Annotated in this window: 18 protein-coding genes; 6 read left to right on the top strand and 12 right to left on the bottom strand. The window is 59.5% G+C overall.

From position 1 onward, the window contains the following. The first annotated feature begins 37 nt into the window (after positions 1 to 37). Positions 38 to 409: a hypothetical protein gene (locus ACFWW4_RS13855; protein ID WP_411891406.1), complete on the top strand. Its 372-nt coding sequence runs from the start codon at positions 38 to 40 to the stop codon at positions 407 to 409. A 75-nt stretch (positions 410 to 484) separates the two neighbouring features. After that, complete coding sequence (locus tag ACFWW4_RS13850) at positions 485 to 1,432, top strand: 1-phosphofructokinase family hexose kinase (RefSeq protein ID WP_411891405.1); 948 nt, start codon at positions 485 to 487, stop codon at positions 1,430 to 1,432. Here the strand turns inward: ACFWW4_RS13850 and ppsA are convergent. The 10 genes from ppsA to ACFWW4_RS13800 form a co-directional block, all read right to left on the bottom strand. Then, positions 1,429 to 3,807: a phosphoenolpyruvate synthase gene (gene ppsA, locus ACFWW4_RS13845; RefSeq protein ID WP_411891404.1), complete on the bottom strand. Its 2,379-nt coding sequence runs from the start codon at positions 3,805 to 3,807 to the stop codon at positions 1,429 to 1,431. The two genes, ACFWW4_RS13850 and ppsA, sit on opposite strands and share 4 nt — an antisense overlap. A gap of 79 nt (positions 3,808 to 3,886) precedes the next feature. Next, the gene (locus ACFWW4_RS13840; protein WP_411891403.1) at positions 3,887 to 5,098 is read right to left on the bottom strand and encodes an ABC transporter permease; all 1,212 of its coding nucleotides are present in this window, start codon (positions 5,096 to 5,098) and stop codon (positions 3,887 to 3,889) included. Position 5,099: 1 nt separating this feature from the next. After that, positions 5,100 to 5,819 carry an ABC transporter ATP-binding protein gene (locus ACFWW4_RS13835; RefSeq protein WP_393933024.1) on the bottom strand — a complete coding sequence of 240 codons (720 nt, stop codon included), beginning with the start codon at positions 5,817 to 5,819 and terminating at the stop codon, positions 5,100 to 5,102. Next, positions 5,812 to 7,050 (bottom strand): efflux RND transporter periplasmic adaptor subunit, encoded by a 1,239-nt coding sequence (locus ACFWW4_RS13830; RefSeq protein ID WP_411891402.1) that lies wholly within the window; start codon positions 7,048 to 7,050, stop codon positions 5,812 to 5,814. The genes ACFWW4_RS13835 and ACFWW4_RS13830 overlap by 8 nt, the downstream gene beginning before the upstream one ends. 169 nt (positions 7,051 to 7,219) lie before the next feature. Further along, positions 7,220 to 7,645 carry an alternative ribosome rescue aminoacyl-tRNA hydrolase ArfB gene (gene arfB, locus ACFWW4_RS13825; RefSeq protein ID WP_411891401.1) on the bottom strand — a complete coding sequence of 142 codons (426 nt, stop codon included), beginning with the start codon at positions 7,643 to 7,645 and terminating at the stop codon, positions 7,220 to 7,222. A 307-nt stretch (positions 7,646 to 7,952) separates the two neighbouring features. Beyond that, positions 7,953 to 8,594 (bottom strand): queuosine precursor transporter, encoded by a 642-nt coding sequence (locus ACFWW4_RS13820; RefSeq protein ID WP_411891400.1) that lies wholly within the window; start codon positions 8,592 to 8,594, stop codon positions 7,953 to 7,955. Positions 8,595 to 8,684: 90 nt separating this feature from the next. Then, complete coding sequence (locus ACFWW4_RS13815) at positions 8,685 to 9,539, bottom strand: esterase-like activity of phytase family protein (protein ID WP_411891399.1); 855 nt, start codon at positions 9,537 to 9,539, stop codon at positions 8,685 to 8,687. Between the two features lie 77 nt (positions 9,540 to 9,616). Then, on the bottom strand, positions 9,617 to 10,537 hold the full coding sequence (gene mepA, locus ACFWW4_RS13810) for a penicillin-insensitive murein endopeptidase (protein WP_411891398.1): 921 nt from the start codon (positions 10,535 to 10,537) through the stop codon (positions 9,617 to 9,619). Next, positions 10,522 to 11,898: an MFS transporter gene (locus tag ACFWW4_RS13805; RefSeq protein ID WP_411891397.1), complete on the bottom strand. Its 1,377-nt coding sequence runs from the start codon at positions 11,896 to 11,898 to the stop codon at positions 10,522 to 10,524. The genes mepA and ACFWW4_RS13805 overlap by 16 nt, the downstream gene beginning before the upstream one ends. A gap of 67 nt (positions 11,899 to 11,965) precedes the next feature. Further along, a complete protein-coding gene (locus ACFWW4_RS13800; RefSeq protein WP_411891396.1) occupies positions 11,966 to 12,508 on the bottom strand; it encodes an acyl-CoA thioesterase in 543 nt (180 codons plus the stop codon). 140 nt (positions 12,509 to 12,648) lie between these two features. On the opposite strand from ACFWW4_RS13800, the gene ACFWW4_RS13795 reads away from it, so the two are divergent. The 4 genes from ACFWW4_RS13795 to ACFWW4_RS13780 all read left to right on the top strand — a co-directional run bounded on the left by ACFWW4_RS13795 (position 12,649) and on the right by ACFWW4_RS13780 (position 14,902). Continuing rightward, positions 12,649 to 12,939 (top strand): YggT family protein, encoded by a 291-nt coding sequence (locus ACFWW4_RS13795; protein WP_393933008.1) that lies wholly within the window; start codon positions 12,649 to 12,651, stop codon positions 12,937 to 12,939. 136 nt (positions 12,940 to 13,075) lie between these two features. Beyond that, complete coding sequence (locus ACFWW4_RS13790; protein WP_411891395.1) at positions 13,076 to 13,477, top strand: PA2779 family protein; 402 nt, start codon at positions 13,076 to 13,078, stop codon at positions 13,475 to 13,477. Then, on the top strand, positions 13,435 to 14,283 hold the full coding sequence (locus ACFWW4_RS13785; RefSeq protein ID WP_411891394.1) for a PA2778 family cysteine peptidase: 849 nt from the start codon (positions 13,435 to 13,437) through the stop codon (positions 14,281 to 14,283). Before ACFWW4_RS13790 ends, ACFWW4_RS13785 begins: the two co-directional genes overlap by 43 nt. 40 nt (positions 14,284 to 14,323) lie before the next feature. After that, complete coding sequence (locus tag ACFWW4_RS13780) at positions 14,324 to 14,902, top strand: tetratricopeptide repeat protein (RefSeq protein WP_411891393.1); 579 nt, start codon at positions 14,324 to 14,326, stop codon at positions 14,900 to 14,902. 164 nt (positions 14,903 to 15,066) lie between these two features. Here ACFWW4_RS13780 and ACFWW4_RS13775 read toward each other — a convergent pair whose 3' ends face one another. Beyond that, positions 15,067 to 15,234: a hypothetical protein gene (locus tag ACFWW4_RS13775; RefSeq protein WP_411891392.1), complete on the bottom strand. Its 168-nt coding sequence runs from the start codon at positions 15,232 to 15,234 to the stop codon at positions 15,067 to 15,069. A gap of 281 nt (positions 15,235 to 15,515) precedes the next feature. Next, complete coding sequence (locus ACFWW4_RS13770) at positions 15,516 to 17,327, bottom strand: peptidoglycan -binding protein (RefSeq protein WP_411891391.1); 1,812 nt, start codon at positions 17,325 to 17,327, stop codon at positions 15,516 to 15,518. Between the last annotated feature and the right edge of the window lie 2 nt (positions 17,328 to 17,329).

The raw sequence follows: 17,329 nt of genomic DNA, 5'->3' as shown, positions 1-17,329 counted from the left end.
ACGACATTCCGAAACAACGCAAAAGGCGGGACATCGCATGAAAGACCCAGAGATCGACATCCTGATCGCCGAACTGGAACGGCAAACCGACCTGACCGTCGCCGATTTCGACGGGATCATCCATGCGCTGGCATTCCTGCTGCCCGACACGGTCGACCCGGCCAAGAACCCGGCGGACCGGCTGAACACCACAGACGCCGCCATGCATATCGCCGATGATGCCTTTCCCAACTGGGCGGTCCATATCCGGGGGCGTGCCAATGACAAGGACGGACACTGGCGCTGCACATTGCGCGAAAACGACAGCCGCGACAGCGATGCATTCATCGGAACAGGGCGGTCACCGATCCTTGGGCAGGCAGTTCTGGCAGCGGTGATGCGGCTGGCAATGGTCCGGAAAAAGGATTGATGCACCTTGATTGACATCAAACGCGCGCCGCGCGGAAAGGGTATATGCTGGACCGGTCAATAAAAAGGCCAGCCCATGCGCGACATCCTGACAATCACGCTCAACCCCGCCCTTGATCTGGCGACATCTGTCGATCAGGTCATCGCAGGACCAAAACTGCGATGCAATTCACCCCGGATTGACCCGGGCGGCGGCGGCGTCAACGTGGCACGCACAATCGGCAAACTTGGCGGCCATGTCACCGCACTGGTTGCCATCGGTGGGGCAACAGGCGCGCAATTGTGCAACCTTCTGTCCGCTGAAAATATCCCCTTCATCCCTGTCCCCGTCAGTGGCGAAACACGGCAAAGCTTTGCTGTCACCGACGAAACCAGCGGCGCGCAATATCGGTTCGGATTACCGGGGGAGGAACTGACCAGCACCGATGCCACACATCTGCTCAGCATGATCCACGCAGCGGCCCCGCCAGACGGGCTGACCGTCATCAGCGGCAGCGTCGCGCCGGGTCTGCCACCAGATTTCCTGCAACAGGTCATCGCGTCCCTGACGCCAATCGGCAGCAAACTGATCATCGACACCGCAGGTCCGGGTCTGGCCCAACTGATCGCGGCACCGACACAGCCGGTCCACCTGCTGCGCGTCGATCAGAAGGAAGCGAACGAAGCCGCAGGGCACCCCCTGATCACCGTGGCCGACACGATTTCATTCGCCGCGGGGCTGATCGCACGCGGCGTCGCCGAGATCGTGATCAGCGGTCGCGGCGCCGAAGGGTCCATGCTGGTGTCAGCTAGCCAACGGCTGTTTTGCAAGGCGGCCCATGTGCCGGTGCGCAGCGCCATCGGGGCGGGCGATGCCTTTGTCGGGGCCATGACATTGGCGCTGGCCCGTGACGAACCGCTTGATCAGGCGCTGCAATGGGGCGTCGCCGCCGCCAGCGCAACAGTCGGCACCGAAGGCACGGCACTTTGCGACCTGCAAAGCGTCACCGCGTTGCTGCCGCTTTGCACTGTGACCGATGTCTAGCTGGTTTCGGCGGCAGCCACATTGCGCAACACGCTGACAAAACTGTCCGGCGTGACCGAGATACTGTCGATCCCGAACCCGACCAGCCGCTTGGCATAGGTCGGATCATTGCTGGGCGCCTGACCACAGAAACCCACCTTCGATCCGGCCTTGTGCGCGGCCTCGATGACATTCTCGATCATCCACAAAACCGACGGATCATCTTCGCGGAACAACCCCGCCAATTCGTCGGAATCGCGGTCAATGCCCATTGTCAACTGGGTCAGATCATTCGACCCGATGGAAAACCCGTCAAAGCGCTCGGCAAATTCGGCGGCCCGAACGACATTCGCCGGAATCTCGCACATCACATAGACCTGCAGCCCGTCTTTGCCGCGCTCCAGCCCGTTTTCAGCCATCACCGCAAGCACCTGATCCGCCTCTTCCGGGGTCCGGCAAAACGGGATCATCATGATCACATTGTCAAAGCCCATCTGGTTACGCAGTCGCGCAATCGCCTGACATTCCAACGCAAAGCCATCGCGATAACGCGGCGAATAATAGCGCGACGCGCCCCGGAACCCGATCATCGGGTTTTCTTCATGCGGTTCGAAATCGCGCCCGCCCAGCAGTTCAGCGTATTCATTGGTCTTGAAATCGCTCATCCGCACGATGACCGGCTTGGGATAGCAGAACGCCGCGATCCGCGACAATCCACGCGACAACTGGTCCACAAAATATTCTGATTTGGTGTCATAACCTGTGGTCAGGACCTCAATCGCCTCGCGCGCCGCCGCGTCCGTGACCTGCTCAAAATGTGCCAGCGCCATGGGATGCACCTGCACGGCAGAATTCACCACAAACTCCATCCGGGCCAGCCCCACCCCATCCACCGGCAACCGCCACCAGCGCAGCGCAGCCGTGGGATTAGCCAGGTTCAACATCACCTTCGTCTTCACCTCCGGCAACCGATCCAGCGACTCCTCGACCACCTTGATCGTCGAGATCCCCTCGGTCACCACGCCATCCTCGCCGCCCGCACAGGACACGGTCACATCCTGCCCGTCATGCAGAATATGGGTCGCGTTCCCGCAACCAACGATCGCCGGCAAACCCAATTCACGGCTGACAATCGCCGCATGCGATGTGCGTCCGCCATGGTCCGTCACAATCGCAGCAGCGCGCTTCATGATCGGCACCCAATCTGGGTCCGTGATCGACGTCACCAGAACCGATCCATCAACAAACCGGTCAATATCCGTCGCCTTCTCGATCAGACAGACCCGGCCGGCGACAGCGGCACTCCCCACGCTCAGTCCCGTCAGGATCACCTCACCCGGATCCTCAACCGCATAGGATTTCAGCGACCCCACATCGGCCCGCGACTGCACCGTCTCAGGCCGCGCCTGCACGATGTAAAGCGTACCGGTCTTGCCATCCCGCGCCCATTCCATATCCATCGGCTGACCATAATGCGCCTCGATGATCTTGGCCTGCCGGGCCAGCGACAGGATCTCCGCATCGCTTAGCACAAACCGCGCCCGCTCCGCCTTGGAGGTCGGCACATTGCGCGGCGTGCCGTCGCGATCATGGATCATCTTGATTTCCTTCGCCCCCAGCCGTTTCTCGAGGATGGGGGTCAGGGCCTCGTTCTCCAGAAACGGCTTGAACACCTCGTATTCATCAGGATCAACCGCGCCCTGCACCACATTCTCGCCCAGCCCCCAGGCGGCATTGATCAGGACCGCATCGGGAAACCCCGACTCCGTATCAATCGAAAACATCACACCCGACCCGCCCGTATCGGCGCGCACCATCTGCTGCACACCCACCGACAGGGCCACCTGACTGTGGGAAAACCCCTGCATCTGGCGGTAGGAAATGGCGCGATCCGTGAATAGCGAGGCATAGCATTTGCGGCACGCCTCCATCAGCGCGGCCTCACCAATCACATTCAAAAACGTCTCCTGCTGACCGGCAAAGCTGGCATCGGGCAGATCCTCGGCCGTCGCACTGGATCGGACGGCGACCGGCACATCCTTTTCGCCCGCCAGATCGCACAACATCCTGTAATGCTCTGAAATCGCCTTGGCCGTATCCTCCGGAAAATCACCGCTCAGGATCAGCTCGCGCACGGCCAGCCCTGTCTGATGCAACGTCTTCTTGCCACTCGCCAACGCCTCAAGTGCCGCGCCAATCTTGGCATCCAGACCATTCGCCGTCAGATAGGCGCGAAACGCATCCGCCGTGGTGGCAAATCCGGGCGGGACAAGGATACCCTTCTCGCCCAATTCACTAATCATCTCACCCAGCGACGCGTTCTTGCCGCCAACGGTCTCGACATCGCCACGCCGGACTTCGGTGAAATTCAAAACAAGAGGTGTGGATGAGGCCATGGTGTCGTCCTTTTCTGGGATATCTCCGACAGCCTGCGGCATTTCCACAGGACGACAACTGATCTAAATCAACCCGTCATCACTCGCGCCGCAAGGCGTCAATCGGGTTCAACCGGGCCGCACGGCGGGCCGGAAAGAACCCGAAAACCACGCCAACAGCGGCGGAAAAGGCAAAGGCCAGCAGCACAATCTGCGGATCAGGCCGGAACGGGATCGATAGCATATTCGCCCCCAGCAGCCCCATACCCAGCCCCACAACGATCCCGATCAAGCCGCCAAAAAGCGACAGAATGATCGCCTCGACCAGAAACTGCAGCAGCACCTGCCAGGCCTGCGCACCAATAGCCAGTCGGATGCCAATTTCGCGGGTGCGTTCCGTCACCGAGACCAGCATGATATTCATGATCCCGATACCACCAACCAGCAGGCTGACGGCAGCCACAGCCGACAAAAGCCCGGTCAGGATCCCCGTGATCCCCGACAACATCGTCGCCAGTTGTTTCATATCCATGACCGTGAAATCGTCTTCTTCACCGCGCCCGATCCTGCGAAGGTCGCGCATGACCGCTTCAATCTCAGTCTTGGCGCGTTCGGTATCGACACCATCGCGGACCGACACGATAAACAGGGACACATCCGTGTTTCCGGCGATCCGCCGTTGAAATGTACGGATCGGCATGATGACAAAATCGTCCTGATCGCTGCCAAAGGTGGACGCACCCTTGGATTTCAGCAGCCCGATCACCTCGCAAGACAGCGTCTGTATCCGGATCTCTTCGCCAATCGGGTCAGATGTTCCAAATAGATCCTTGCGCACGGTTTCACCGATCACACAGACCGGCTTTCCGGATTGAAGCTCGGTGACATCAAACAGACGGCCGCGATCCACCTCCCACTGGGCTGCGCTAAAGTACCGATTATCGGTGCCGACCATATCGGTGCGGCGGTTTTCGTTGCCAAAGACGACGCGCGCGCGACCCATGCTCAGCGGGGCCGATACCTCTATGACACCCAACTCTTCTTCCAAAAGGTCATTCATGCGGATCGAAAACAGCTGCACCGCCGTCCCAACCGGCCCGCCCTCCATCGCGTCCTGACCCGGCATCACCATCAGCATGTTGGTGCCCAGTTTCTCGACATCCGCCGTGACCTGTTCGGTGGACCCTTGACCAACCGTGACCATGGCAATGACCGCCCCGACACCAATAACGATGCCCAAAACTGTTAGAAACGACCGCAAAGCGTTGCGAAAAATGGCCTGCACGGCAAGTTTGACAGTTTCCCACAACATTTCAGGCGGCCCTCGATGTTCGGCCGTCACGTTCGATCCGGCCATCCACCATCCAGATCAAACGATGGGCAAATTCGGCCATATCGGCCTCATGCGTGACCATGATAATGGTCAGCCCGTCTTCTTCATTCAGCTTCTGCAAAACCTCCATGATCTCTGCCGACAGCTTTGTATCCAGATTGCCGGTCGGCTCATCCGCCAGGATCACCTGCGGATTACCCGCCAGGGCGCGGGCAATGGCCACCCGCTGCTGCTGCCCCCCGGACAATTCCGAAGGATCATGGCTGGCGCGATGGGCCAAACCGACCTTGGCCAGCGCTTCGGTCGCCGCCGCATGACGCTCCGCCCGGCCCAGCCCCTTGTAGATCAGCGGCAGTTCCACATTCTGCAAGGCACTGGTGCGTGGCAGCAGATTATAGCCCTGAAAGATGAAGCCCAGATAATGACGGCGCAGCAAGGCACGCTGATCCTGCGTCAGATGGGCAACCTCAACCCCGTTGAAGTGATACTGCCCGCTTGTCGGCACATCGAGGCATCCAAGCACATTCATCGCCGTCGATTTGCCGGACCCGCTGGGGCCCATAATGGCCACGAACTCACCCTTTTCGATATCAAGGTTGATACCATCAAGGGCCCGCACCTCCGCCTCGCCCATGCCATAGACGCGGCTGATATCGCGCAGCCGGATCAGCGGCAGATCTGTGCTTGCGGGATCAGCCATCGATCCGGTCCACGATCACCAAATCACCGGGGGCAAGATCCGCTTCAAGTATCTCGGTCATGCGACCGTCGCTCTGGCCCGACCGCACGCCGATTTCCTGCGGCACATCACCCCGCATCACCCACAGGGTTTTGTCATCGCCAAGGTTGCGACCGTCATCGCCATCCGGGATCAACATGCCCAACAGACCGCTCCGGTCTTCTTCCTCCGTCGGCGCAGCCGGCGGGGCATAGCGCAGGGCAGCATTCGGCACGACCAAAGCGTCCTTTATTTCAGCAACGGTGATATCCGCCGTGGCGGTCATACCCGGACGCAATGACAGGTCGGAATTGTCCACGCTCAGAATGGCCTTATAGGTGACCACCCCATCAACCGTGCGCGGGGCAAAGCGGATTTCGGAAATCTCTGCCGGGAAAACCCTTTCATCATAGGCATCAACGGTAAACGTCGCGCTGTTCCCCACCGCCGTGCGCCCGATATCCGCCTCGTCAATATCAACCTGCAACTCCATCTGGGACAGGTCCTCAGCCACTGTAAACAACACCGGAGCGGACAGCGCGGCGGCCACGATCTGGCCTTCATCAACGGCCCGATCCAACACGACCCCATCAATGGGCGAACAGATGCAGGCCTTCTCCAGTTCCGCATGATGCAGATCCAGATCAGCCTCGGCCAACGCCCGATCTGCCAGCGCTGATTGCAACGCAGACTGGGCCCGCACGTAAGCGGCACGGTGCGAGATGAACTCCTGCTGGGGCGTGAAACCGCGCTCTTCCAACCGCAAGGCGTTCTCATATTTTGCCCGGGCTTCGTCCAGCGTCGCCTCGGCCATCGCAACACGGGCAATGGCACTGTCCAACGACGCCTTGCTGACGGCCAGCAAGGCATCCAGCTTGGTGGTATCCAGTTCTGCAAGCACGGTACCCTTGGTGACCGTGTCGTTGAAATCGACATTGACGCTGGCCAGAATGCCCGACAACTCGCTTGAGATATCAACCAGATTGGTCGGCTCAACCGTGCCGGTCGCCGTCACCGTAACCCGCAGGTCGCCCGTGGCGGCGGGGGCCGTCACATAAGACACATCATTTTCCGGGCCCGCCGCTGACGTCCAGTAAAAGACACCGCCGGCAATCACGACAATGCCAATCAGATACTTGACCCATGTCGGTATCAGGCCGCCTTTGCGATCCAGCCCCAACCGAGCAACAACATCTTCCGGTGTTTGCGACATAACGACCTCTCAGCAGCGCGATTCCACCGTCAATCTAGGGCCTCAGCACAAGGCTGCATTGACACTGATCAACACGCTTCATTTATGCTGATGGGCTTGGTTGCGTTTTAGTTCGGGATTCTGAACGTCATCACAGGCTCGACAATTGGTCGGACGTCGCGCCGTGCTCTCACTCGTCCACCCGCCCGCGCAATGCCTTTACTTCGCCACGGACCTTCTTTGCCTTCAACCGCCGCTTGACCGAACCATAGGTCGGTTTCGTCGGCACGCGGCGCTTGGGCTTTTCACAGGCCTTTCGGATCAGCTCCGTCAATCTATCCCTGGCAATCTCGCGATTGCGGGCCTGACTGCGGGTCTCCTGGACAAAAATAACAATCGCCCCATCCTGCGTCCAGCGGCGACCCGCCAGCCGGCGCAAGCGGCGCTTAACCGGATCAGGCAGGTTCGGCGACCGCTCCGCCTCGAACCGCAGTTCAACCGCTGTCGACACCTTGTTCACATTCTGCCCGCCGGGACCCGACGACCGGGCAAAGCTCTCCGTCAGCTCCCAATCGGCAATCTCGATCTGATCGTTGATTTTCAATGGATGTACCATGCGTTGGGGTCCGACGTTTTGCCGACGCATATCCGACCCAACGCCGACCGTCAAAATCCCATAGAAAAAGGGCCACCCCGGCGATGGGATGGCCCTTTCCTGAATTACGGAGGCGGGTCGGTTAGGTTGCCCACCTTGGGTCTACTTCAGCCAAGGGCTGCCCTAGCTGCGTACCCCCCAAGTTGTCCCGACACACTTCTCCAATACCTCATGATGCACTGGATCACCTCCTTTCAAAATGTTTCGCCTGAACGCAAGTTCGCACAGATTTGGTATATTTCAAGTAAAAATATACCAGTGGTCGCGTTTAAGTGACCGTCCGCTGCATCCGCCCAACAATGATGCGAAACGGCACCAGCGCAATCAGCGCGACAGCCAGCTTCACACCCCAGTCGGCAACGGCAAGCGAGACCCACAACGGCGCCATCGGACCGGTCATCAAAAACGGCACAGCATCCTGCGCCCAGACCACTTCGTCAGCCGCGGCAGCACTGAAACCGTTGAAAACAGCCGCAAAGGCAATCGAAAAGAAAATCAGCGTATCAACTGTCGAACTGATCAAAGTGCTCCCGAGCGGGGCCTTCCACCAGGACCCCTGGCGCAGGCGGTTGAACACAGCGATATCAAGCAGTTGCGCAACCAGAAACGCCGTGGCCGACGCGATGGCGATACGCAATGCGACCGCCGGATATTCAAACCCGTCACCCTGCAACATGATCTGCGATCCGATCAGGCTGCAGATAATCCCGACAACCAGCCCCGCGAAAACCACCTTGCGCGCGGCGGCAGATCCATACACCCGGTTCATCACATCGGTCACCAAAAACGCCAGCGGATAGGTGAACGCGCCCCATGTCAGCAACCCGTCAAGGATCAGGAACTGCACAAGGATGTTGGACGCCACAACAATGGTGGCCATGGCGAGAACGCCGGGAAGGATACGTGTCATGTCTTTGGTTTCCGTTTTGGCAAGGGTGCGGCACTTGGCCCCGCGGATCATCCGGGGACGGCGCGCAATAGCGCCGCCGGCCCCTGCCTGTCAATCGCTGATGCGATATTCCACGATCTCGGTCCGTTGAAAACGGCGGAAGTTATCGTCAGAAATCAGCGTCATCCGCAGCCCTTCATCATCCGCCCAGACACTGATCCCCTCCAGATTGTCATGGGTGCCGATCCCCGTCTGCAACAGCACTTCCTCGTTCCCGCCGCCCAGATCAAACCGGCGCACACGGCTGCGAAAACCGATCCCGACAAAATCACGCTCCAGCACATAGAGCCGGCCATCCGGGCCGATATCGGCCCCGGAAACCAGGAACGCACCACGCCGCGGAATATCAAAGGGCTGATCCCATTTACCATCCAACAAACGGTAAACCGGAAACGGACGCTCCGCGCGCCCCGACCGTTCCGGCAGGGCATAAAGCGCGCCATCAGGGCCCAACGCCAGTGCCTCCAGCGACGAATTGGCTTGCAGCACACCAAACCGGGCATCGGTGATCAGGTCGGTGATCGCGGCGCCAGACGGCTCGAACACGCGCACACCGTCATATTTCCCCTCAAACGATACATAAAGCGGCGTATCAGGGCCAATCGCCAACCCTTCACTATCTGTCTTTTCGCCAGCAAGCGGCAAGTCATCCACATCCAGAAGCGGCTGCACCTGACCTGCGGACACACCCGTAATCACACCGTCGGCGCGGGCAATATCCCCGATAACCAACGCGCCACGATCGCTGATCGCGACAAAACCCAACCCGTCATCGGTCACCTCAATGGCCGAAAACCCGCCAAATTGCGGATCATCGCGGGTCCATTCATAGGTCCCGATCAACGCGGTCTGGGCGCAGGCGGGCACGGTCCCCAGCAGGACAAACAGAAAAAAGAAACGCAGCACGCAAATCGCCTTTGTCAAAACCAGGGTGAGCCACCCCGTTCTACACGACATACGTGCAGTTCTTAGTCAGGAAATCGTTACTCTGCGTTCAAAACGGCAAGGCATTGCCCAGGCAGGCTCGCCATCGTCAACTCGCGCCGTGGGGCTGGCGGGGGCGCATTGGGGTCCGGCGGTGGCGGGTTCAGGATATTATTCACCCATTGCTGGGCATCCGCACAACCATCGCCCGCAGGAGGCGGGGCCTGATCGGCACAGCCCGTCGCCCCGGCAGGGCAGTTCAGACGCACATGAAAATGATAATGATGGCCCCACCAGGGGCGGATCTTGTTCAGCCAACTGCGATCACCGGTTGCCGAATTGCACATCGCCACCTTGGCCCCCGGAAACACGAAAATCCGGGCGACACGCGGGTCAGAGGCGGCAGCCTTCAAAATCGCCTCATGCTGCGGGGTCCAGCTGCTGTTGGTATAGGCACCATTATTTCGACGCATCGAAATAGACGAAATATTCTCACGCTCGGTCGCCGACAGGTTCAGCCGCTGCGGCGGCAGCATCCAGATATCGGCGTCCAGACCGGTCTGATGGCTGCGATGACCGGTCAACATCGGGCCACCGCGCGGCTGGCTCATATCGCCAACATACAGCCCCTCCCAGCCCGGTTGGGTCGCGGCAAAGCGGCTCAGATCCTGTACGAAATCAACGGTCTCTGGCTGCGCCCAGTTGCGATTGCGGGACAGGCGCATCGCCTGCCATGTGGGGCCGGTTTCAGGCAGTTGAACTGCCCCGGCCTGACAGCCACGGGCATAGCCGCCAATCGATTGCGGCGACTGGTTCGATCCCCGCGGCATCGCCCCAAACAGCGTTTTGGCAATACGTGTGTCATTCACGTTCTGCGTGGCAAAACTCAACTCTGGCGTGGGCGCAGGCGGCGGTGCGGCATTATCCCGACACGCGACCAACCCGAGGATGACAAATACAACTGCTACGATGCGGACCATTCTGCACGATCTCCGTCCTTATTGACCCATCGTAACAACAAAAGACCCAACAAGAAAAGGATGATCACAGGCAAAAAACCCAATTGCACATTGCCGGTCATGTAAGTGAACAGGCTGATCGACGCCGGCGCCAGAAACGCGGTCGCTTTGCCTGACAGCGCGAACAGACCAAACGCCTCTGCCGGGCGGTCGGGGTGAGTATGACGCACCATCATCGACCGGGATGCGGTATAGACCGCACCACCGGCCCCGCCGATGCACATCCCGCAGATATAAAAGATGATATCAGGAACCTGCGATCCTTCGGCCAGCGGGATGCCAAAGATCTGCTCGCGCGACATGCCCACGATAATCGCCGACACCACAATCAGCACCCAGACCGTGATCCGGATCACCGGTTTCGGCCCATAGCGCTGGTCGGCCAGCCCCGACAGCCACGTCGTGATTGCGGCGGCAATGGCGGCAATAATCCCGAAAACGCCGATCTGAATGGTCTGCCAATCCAGAACAAGTGCCGCATAGACCCCGCCAAACGCATAAAGCGCATTCAGCGCATCACGGTAAAACATTGAGCCAACAAGAAAGTTCAACAGGCTTTTGCGATGCAAGACCGACTTCAGCGTGCTCATCAAATCGCCTGCGACAGCCCCGATTTTCGTTGATTTCGTTGGCGCATTTGGATCGTCCCGCACCCACAGGAAAAACGGTATGATGAAAATCGCATACCAGATACCGATAAACGGCCCCACAGATCGGGTGCCTTCACGCAGTTCCGGGTCCAGCCCGAAAAGCGGCGCAATTCCCAGCATCGTGACGCCTTCATCATTTTCAGCCAGCAACAGCAACATGATGAACAGCGCCGTCACCCCGCCCCAATAGCCAAAGGCAGCACCCGAACCTGAAATGCGCCCGACCTCATGTTCGTCGCCCAGTGATGGCAGTATCGCATTGACGAAATTCAGCGCGCTTTCGGCGGCAAAAAAGCCGACATAAAACAGGATCAGGATCAAAAACAGGCGGGCACCGTCCGGCGTCAGCCCCCATAACATGCAGGCAGCCACAACATAGATGACCGAGAAAAAGGCGATCCAGGGAACCTTGCGGCCAGAATTGTCAGCAAAAGCCCCCAGAAACGGGGCGGTAAAGGCGATGAACAGACCCGCCACCGTCTGACCTGCCGACCAGATGGATTGGGCCTGCGCCTTGGCGGCTCCATCCTCCATCCCGCTATTCAGAAAATATTCCGCCGCGACCGCCGCGAAATAAGGGCCGAAAATAAAGGTCAGACCCAGCGTGTAAAACGGTTGCGACGCCCAATCAAAGGCCATCCAGCCCCAGATACGTTTCTTACTCGCCGCCATGTCACCTGCCCCTGATTTTCTTTCCGACGATCAAACACCGTTAATCGGGGCAGTGGCAAGCACAGGTTTACGTCAGGCCGTTATCAACCGGCGGCCATGGCCGGGTTGCATCAGCATCAATCCACGCCTGCACCCAATCGGGCAGTTGCGGTTGCGGCTCGTCAAAGCCCATGACCTCGAACACGCGTTCCGGTGGGATCAGCCCATTCTTGTCGGTCACCGCAGACCGATACAGCGCCTGCACCGCACATTCGTCGCCAATCCAGATCGACTGATCCAGATACATGAACCGATGATCCCAGCCAACCGCCTTGCTGACCGTGCGAAATTTCACGAACGGGCGGATACGCTTGCGGTACCGCACGGACACACCCGCCATCGTCAAACCCCAGCGTTTCTGGCGCAAAGCCCCCAACAAACCGGCGCGGTAGGCCAGTGTCGTGCGGCCCAGATCAAGCATCGTCAGGATGCGCCCGTTGTTCATCTCCATGAACAGATCAAGGTCCTGCGGCCAGCAGCGATGATAGGACACATGCGTACCCAACGCCGGCAGCGGTGCGGCGCTGCGCGCTGTCACATATTCTTTCGCCAATCTGACAAGGGGATACATCGCGGGGCCTTTTGCTCAACTCTGCCGTCAGATGTGTAAAGTTGACGCAAACGTCAACCTTAACCTTGGGTCACGACAGGTCTTGTCTGACAAGGGCGAAACGCTTAGGTCCTTGCGAGCATCGCAAAAGGACGGCCCGCATGATCGGCACACTTATCGTTATCCTGCTTTACCTGATCAGCATCGCCTGGTTCGTGGTCATCGCGCATTTCATCATGAGCTGGCTGATCCGGTTCGAGGTGCTGAATGTGCGGCAGGAAATCGTCGGGCAAATCTGGTACACCCTGCAACGGCTGCTGGAACCGATCTATAGCCGGGTGCGGCGGTTCATGCCCGATCTGGGCGGGATCGACCTGTCACCGGTGGTCGTGCTGATCGGGCTGGAAATCCTGCGGATCATTCTGACACGCATGGCCATCGGGCTGAGCTAGTCCGGCCCATCCACTTTCCGCCTATCGGAAAACGGGCGGCAATCAAGCGGTTGCACCCTCCCGCAAATTCCCCGAAACTGTCTGACCAAGGGGCAACCGGTCCGCGCCAGCGGACCGAAGACAAAGGAATTTACCCATGGGCTTTTTCAAACTTACCAAAACCGGCATCTCCATCGCTCTGTCGGCGCAACTGATGCTGTCCACCACCGCCGTGACCATGGCGCAGGCCGAAATGCTCGGGACCGATGCGGCGATCTCAAAATATGCCCAGCACAGCGACCGCAGCTTCCTGATGGGCGAACTCCAGCGCGAAGAGGTCAGGGCGCAGATCGTGGCCCTCGGTGTTGACCCCGCCGAGGCCGAGGCGCGACTGGCCGCTCTCTCCGACGCCGAGGTCGCATCCATCGTCACCCAGATGGAAAATGACAGCGCCGGCGCCGACATCATCGGCACGCTCTTCACTATCTTCATCATCCTGCTGGTGACCGACATCCTGTGTCTGACACGGATCTTCAACTTCACCCGTTGCGTGCGCTAAGGCTCTTCTGCCTGCTGGCCTTCAGCTGGCTGGCAGGCTGTGCGGCACCCTTCAATCCGGACGAACGGCTCACGGTCGATGTGCCAACGCGCGCGACCGTGACAGGCGTACCGCTGATCCAGCAAGAGGCGTTCTATTGCGGCCCCACCTCCATCGCGATGGTGATGCAATGGTCGGGGCACGATGTGACGCAAGACGATATTGCCTCCCTCGCCTTCAGCCCCGGCGCGGGGGGCACATACCTTGCCGATATGATCGGCAGTGCGCGGCGCAAAGGCCAACTGGCGGTCGAGATCAACAATTTCGATGCCCTGCTGACCGAGATTAACGCAGGTCATCCGGTGATCGTCTTCCAGAACCTCGGGCTTGGGATCGCCCCGGTCTGGCATTACGGGGTGGTCACCGGCTACGACCTGCAAAAGGACGAGGTTTACCTGAACTCCGGTCAACTCGACCAGATGGTCATGCCCTTCGCACTGTTCGAACGCACATGGCGGCGCGGCGATTTCTGGGGGCTGGTTGTCCTGCCGCCCGATGACCTACCGGTCAGCGTCAGCGAAACCAAGGTCCTGCAAGCCGCCGCCGCTCTGGAACGTGTGACGCAATTCAAAGCCGCAGAAACACTCTATGAAACCGGCGCGGCAGAATGGCCCGACAACTGGCTCTGGCAATTCGGCCTTGGTAACGCACGCTACGCCCAGGGTGACCTGCGCGGGGCCAGACAGGCGCTCAGGCAGGCTAGGCGTATCGCCCCTGACATCCCCGAAATCCGCAACAATCTCGCCCAGGTCGAAAGCGAATTATAGGGTGGGTAAAATCCGCATTGATCACATAAAGGACCCGCAAGTGACGACAGACGTTTCATCCATCTTGAACGAGGCCCGCACGCTGCTTGATGCGCAATGCCACTGCTCGAACGACACGCTCAACGAGGCAATAAGAAGCTGGATCAAGGAACTGCTTGCACCTTTGGTCAGGCAAGACAACGCCGAGGCCATATGGCTTTCCGGCGCCGCAGAAGACTGGCGCGACTTGAGCGACAAGGAGTGCGATCAACGCCACCTTGAAAGACTTCAAACCGGTGCTGCAGCCGAAATCCCAGACGCCATGTTCTACCTCGCGCATGACCACTACGAGAAAGGCGAATACGAACCGGCCGCCACCCTCTATCGCAAAGCCGCAGATACGGGCCACGCTTACGCCAAATGGTGCCACGGGCTTGATCTGCTGTCGGGAATAGGTGTGACCCAAGACAAACGCGCTGGCCTCAAATTGATCGAAGAGGCCGCCAACCTTCATTTCGAAGGTGCTATTCAATTCATGGCCAACGCCCACGCGCTTGGGCAGCACGGATACCCCAAGGATGAGGCCGTGGCAGCAACCTGGCAAAGGAAACTCGGTTCAAAGCACCTGATCCGGTTCTGAAGCATTTCTTTTTTGCAATCAGGCATAAGACAGAGGTCAAACGACTGCGACGTAGGAACGTGCCGAGGCGTTTACCGAAAACCCGCGAGTCAGACTTTTTGCGAAGCGCTTTAGGTCAACGAAAATGCGGAGCCCTCGCCTGCACTTTTCTGGCCATCGCTCCTTCAGACCGGCTGCTCCCCAGACCCCATGACAGCGGCACGAACCGGGTCAGACACCCAGCCGGCAATATGCTCGTTTAAGAATTGCTGCATCGCCGCCTCGAATTCATCGGCGGCGAGCGGGTTTGTACAGGCAAGTGTCGTGACTAGACCCAAGATCAGTTTCTTCATGATGTTACTTCTCAATTTGCCGCAGATTGCGGCAGAGGAGCCAAAAAATGGTTGAAGGTTGGACGGCGTTTGACGGGGGCAATTCTTAACGGCGCGTTCATAATCGGACCGCGCGCCGCCTTAATAAGCCCAAACCGGCCCTTGGGGTCCGACGCAAGTCCGACGTTTTGCCGACGCGATGCTTACACGACAAAATCGCTAAAACCCCAGCATTAACTGATGATTCGCAAAAATCGGCATGCGAGGGTGTTGCGTCACCCCACCGCCCCCACCGAACGTTGCTACCGCTCGGTCAGTTTCAGCTCGATCCGGCGGTTCTGTGCGCGCGCCTCTGGCGTGTCATCCGGGTTCAGCGGCTGGAACTCGCCAAAGCCATTGGCCGCCAGCCGTTCCGGCGGAATATCCAGATCTTCGGACATAAACCGGACCACCGACAGCGCCCGCGCCTGGCTGAGTTCCCAGTTATCGCGATATCGGCTGGTGTTTCCCACAGGGATGTTGTCGGTATGCCCATCAACCCGGATCACCCAATCGATATTCGGTGGAATGTCATCGGCGATCGACCGTAAGATACCGGCAATATTGGAAATTTCGGCCTGACCATCCGCCGACAAAGTCGCACGCCCCGGCTCGAAAAGCACCTCGGACGCAAAGATGAATCGATCCCCTTCGATCCGCACCCGGTCCTGACCTTCCAGCACCTCGCGCAGCTGGCCAAAGAAATCCGATTTGAATCGGGCGAGGTCCTGTGCCTCCGCCGCCAGCCGCTCCGCCTCTTCAGCCAGTCGGGCGGCCTCGGCCTCCAGCCTGATCCGCTCCGCCTCTTCCAGCGCACGGCGCTGACGCTCCTCTGACGCGACTCGCGCAAGGGCCGTGTTCAACTGCGCCCCCAACGTTTCGATCTGCACCTGCGCCTCGCGATCCGACTCCTCCGCAAGGTTCAGAAGGGACTGCAAATTGCCGACCTGCGTGCGCAGCGCGGTCACCTGTTCGTTGAGCAATGCGACCTGTCTTTGGCTCTCTGCTGATAGCGCCTCTTCCTCGGCAAGTGCTTGATTTGCCTGCGCTAATAGGGCGGCCTGACGTTCGGCTTCGGTGCTGCGGACATTCTGGGCACCCTCGGCCTGTGACAGGGCCGCAAGCGCATCTGATAGCCGCGAAAGCAACGCATCATTCTCAGTCCCGCGCGCCGCTGCCTCGGCCTCTGCGGCAGCACGGGCGGCTTCGGCCTCTGACAAGTTCTGGCCCAGTTCAGACTGGCTGGCAAGGATCGCCGCGAGCTCCTGATCCAGCTGTGCCCGTGCGGCGCGCGCAGCAGCGAGCAAGGTCAACGTCTGTTCGGCCTCGCGCCGTTGCTGTTCAAGGTTCAGGGTCATTGCTGTCAGTTCGGTATCGGCATTGGCGAGCCGTTCGCGCAATGCCTCTGCCGCCGCGGCATCAGCGAGACCTTCGGCCTCCAGCGCGGTGATCCGTTTGGCATTTTGGGTGTTTTCTGCTTCCAGATCAGCAACTAACGCCTCCAGCGCCTCACGTCGGGCTGCGGCCAGACGGGCGGCTTCCTGTTCGGCGTTTATCTCGGTCCGCGCCTGGGCGAGGGCGAGGTTGAGCGCGTCCTGCTCGGATATTAACTCGGCCTGTTCAGCCAGCAAGCGCGCCTGTTCTTCCTCCAGCCCCGCAATATTGGCATTGGCCGTTTCGCGCTCTGCCAGTAATCCCGCAACCTGCGCTTCGAAACCGGTGATCTGCGTCTGGGCCTCGGCCAGCGCGCGGTCCTGTTGATCCCGTTCTGCGATCAGCGCGGCAATGCGGCCCGCCTGCGCCTGAGCTTGCGTATTGGCGGCATCCAGATCACTGCTGAGCGCAGCACTCCGCGCCCGTTCGACACCCAGCGTGTCGGTAAGCGCTGCGATCTCACCGCTCAGCAAATCAAGTTCACTTTCCTGCCCGGTGATCGTTTCGCGCAGGACAAACTGGATCACCATAAAGATCGTCAAAACGAACATCAGCACCAGCAAAAGCCCTGTCATCGCGTCCACGAAACCGGGCCAGATGGCGTTCTGGAAACGGTTGGATGATCTGCGGCTCAGCGCCATGG

It is taken from the genome of Yoonia sp. SDW83-1, from assembly GCF_046762885.1.
Classification (GTDB): Bacteria; Pseudomonadota; Alphaproteobacteria; order Rhodobacterales; family Rhodobacteraceae; genus Yoonia.
The sequence above is the reverse complement of the archived record's forward strand: the minus strand, read 5'-3'. Positions and strand labels throughout refer to the sequence as shown.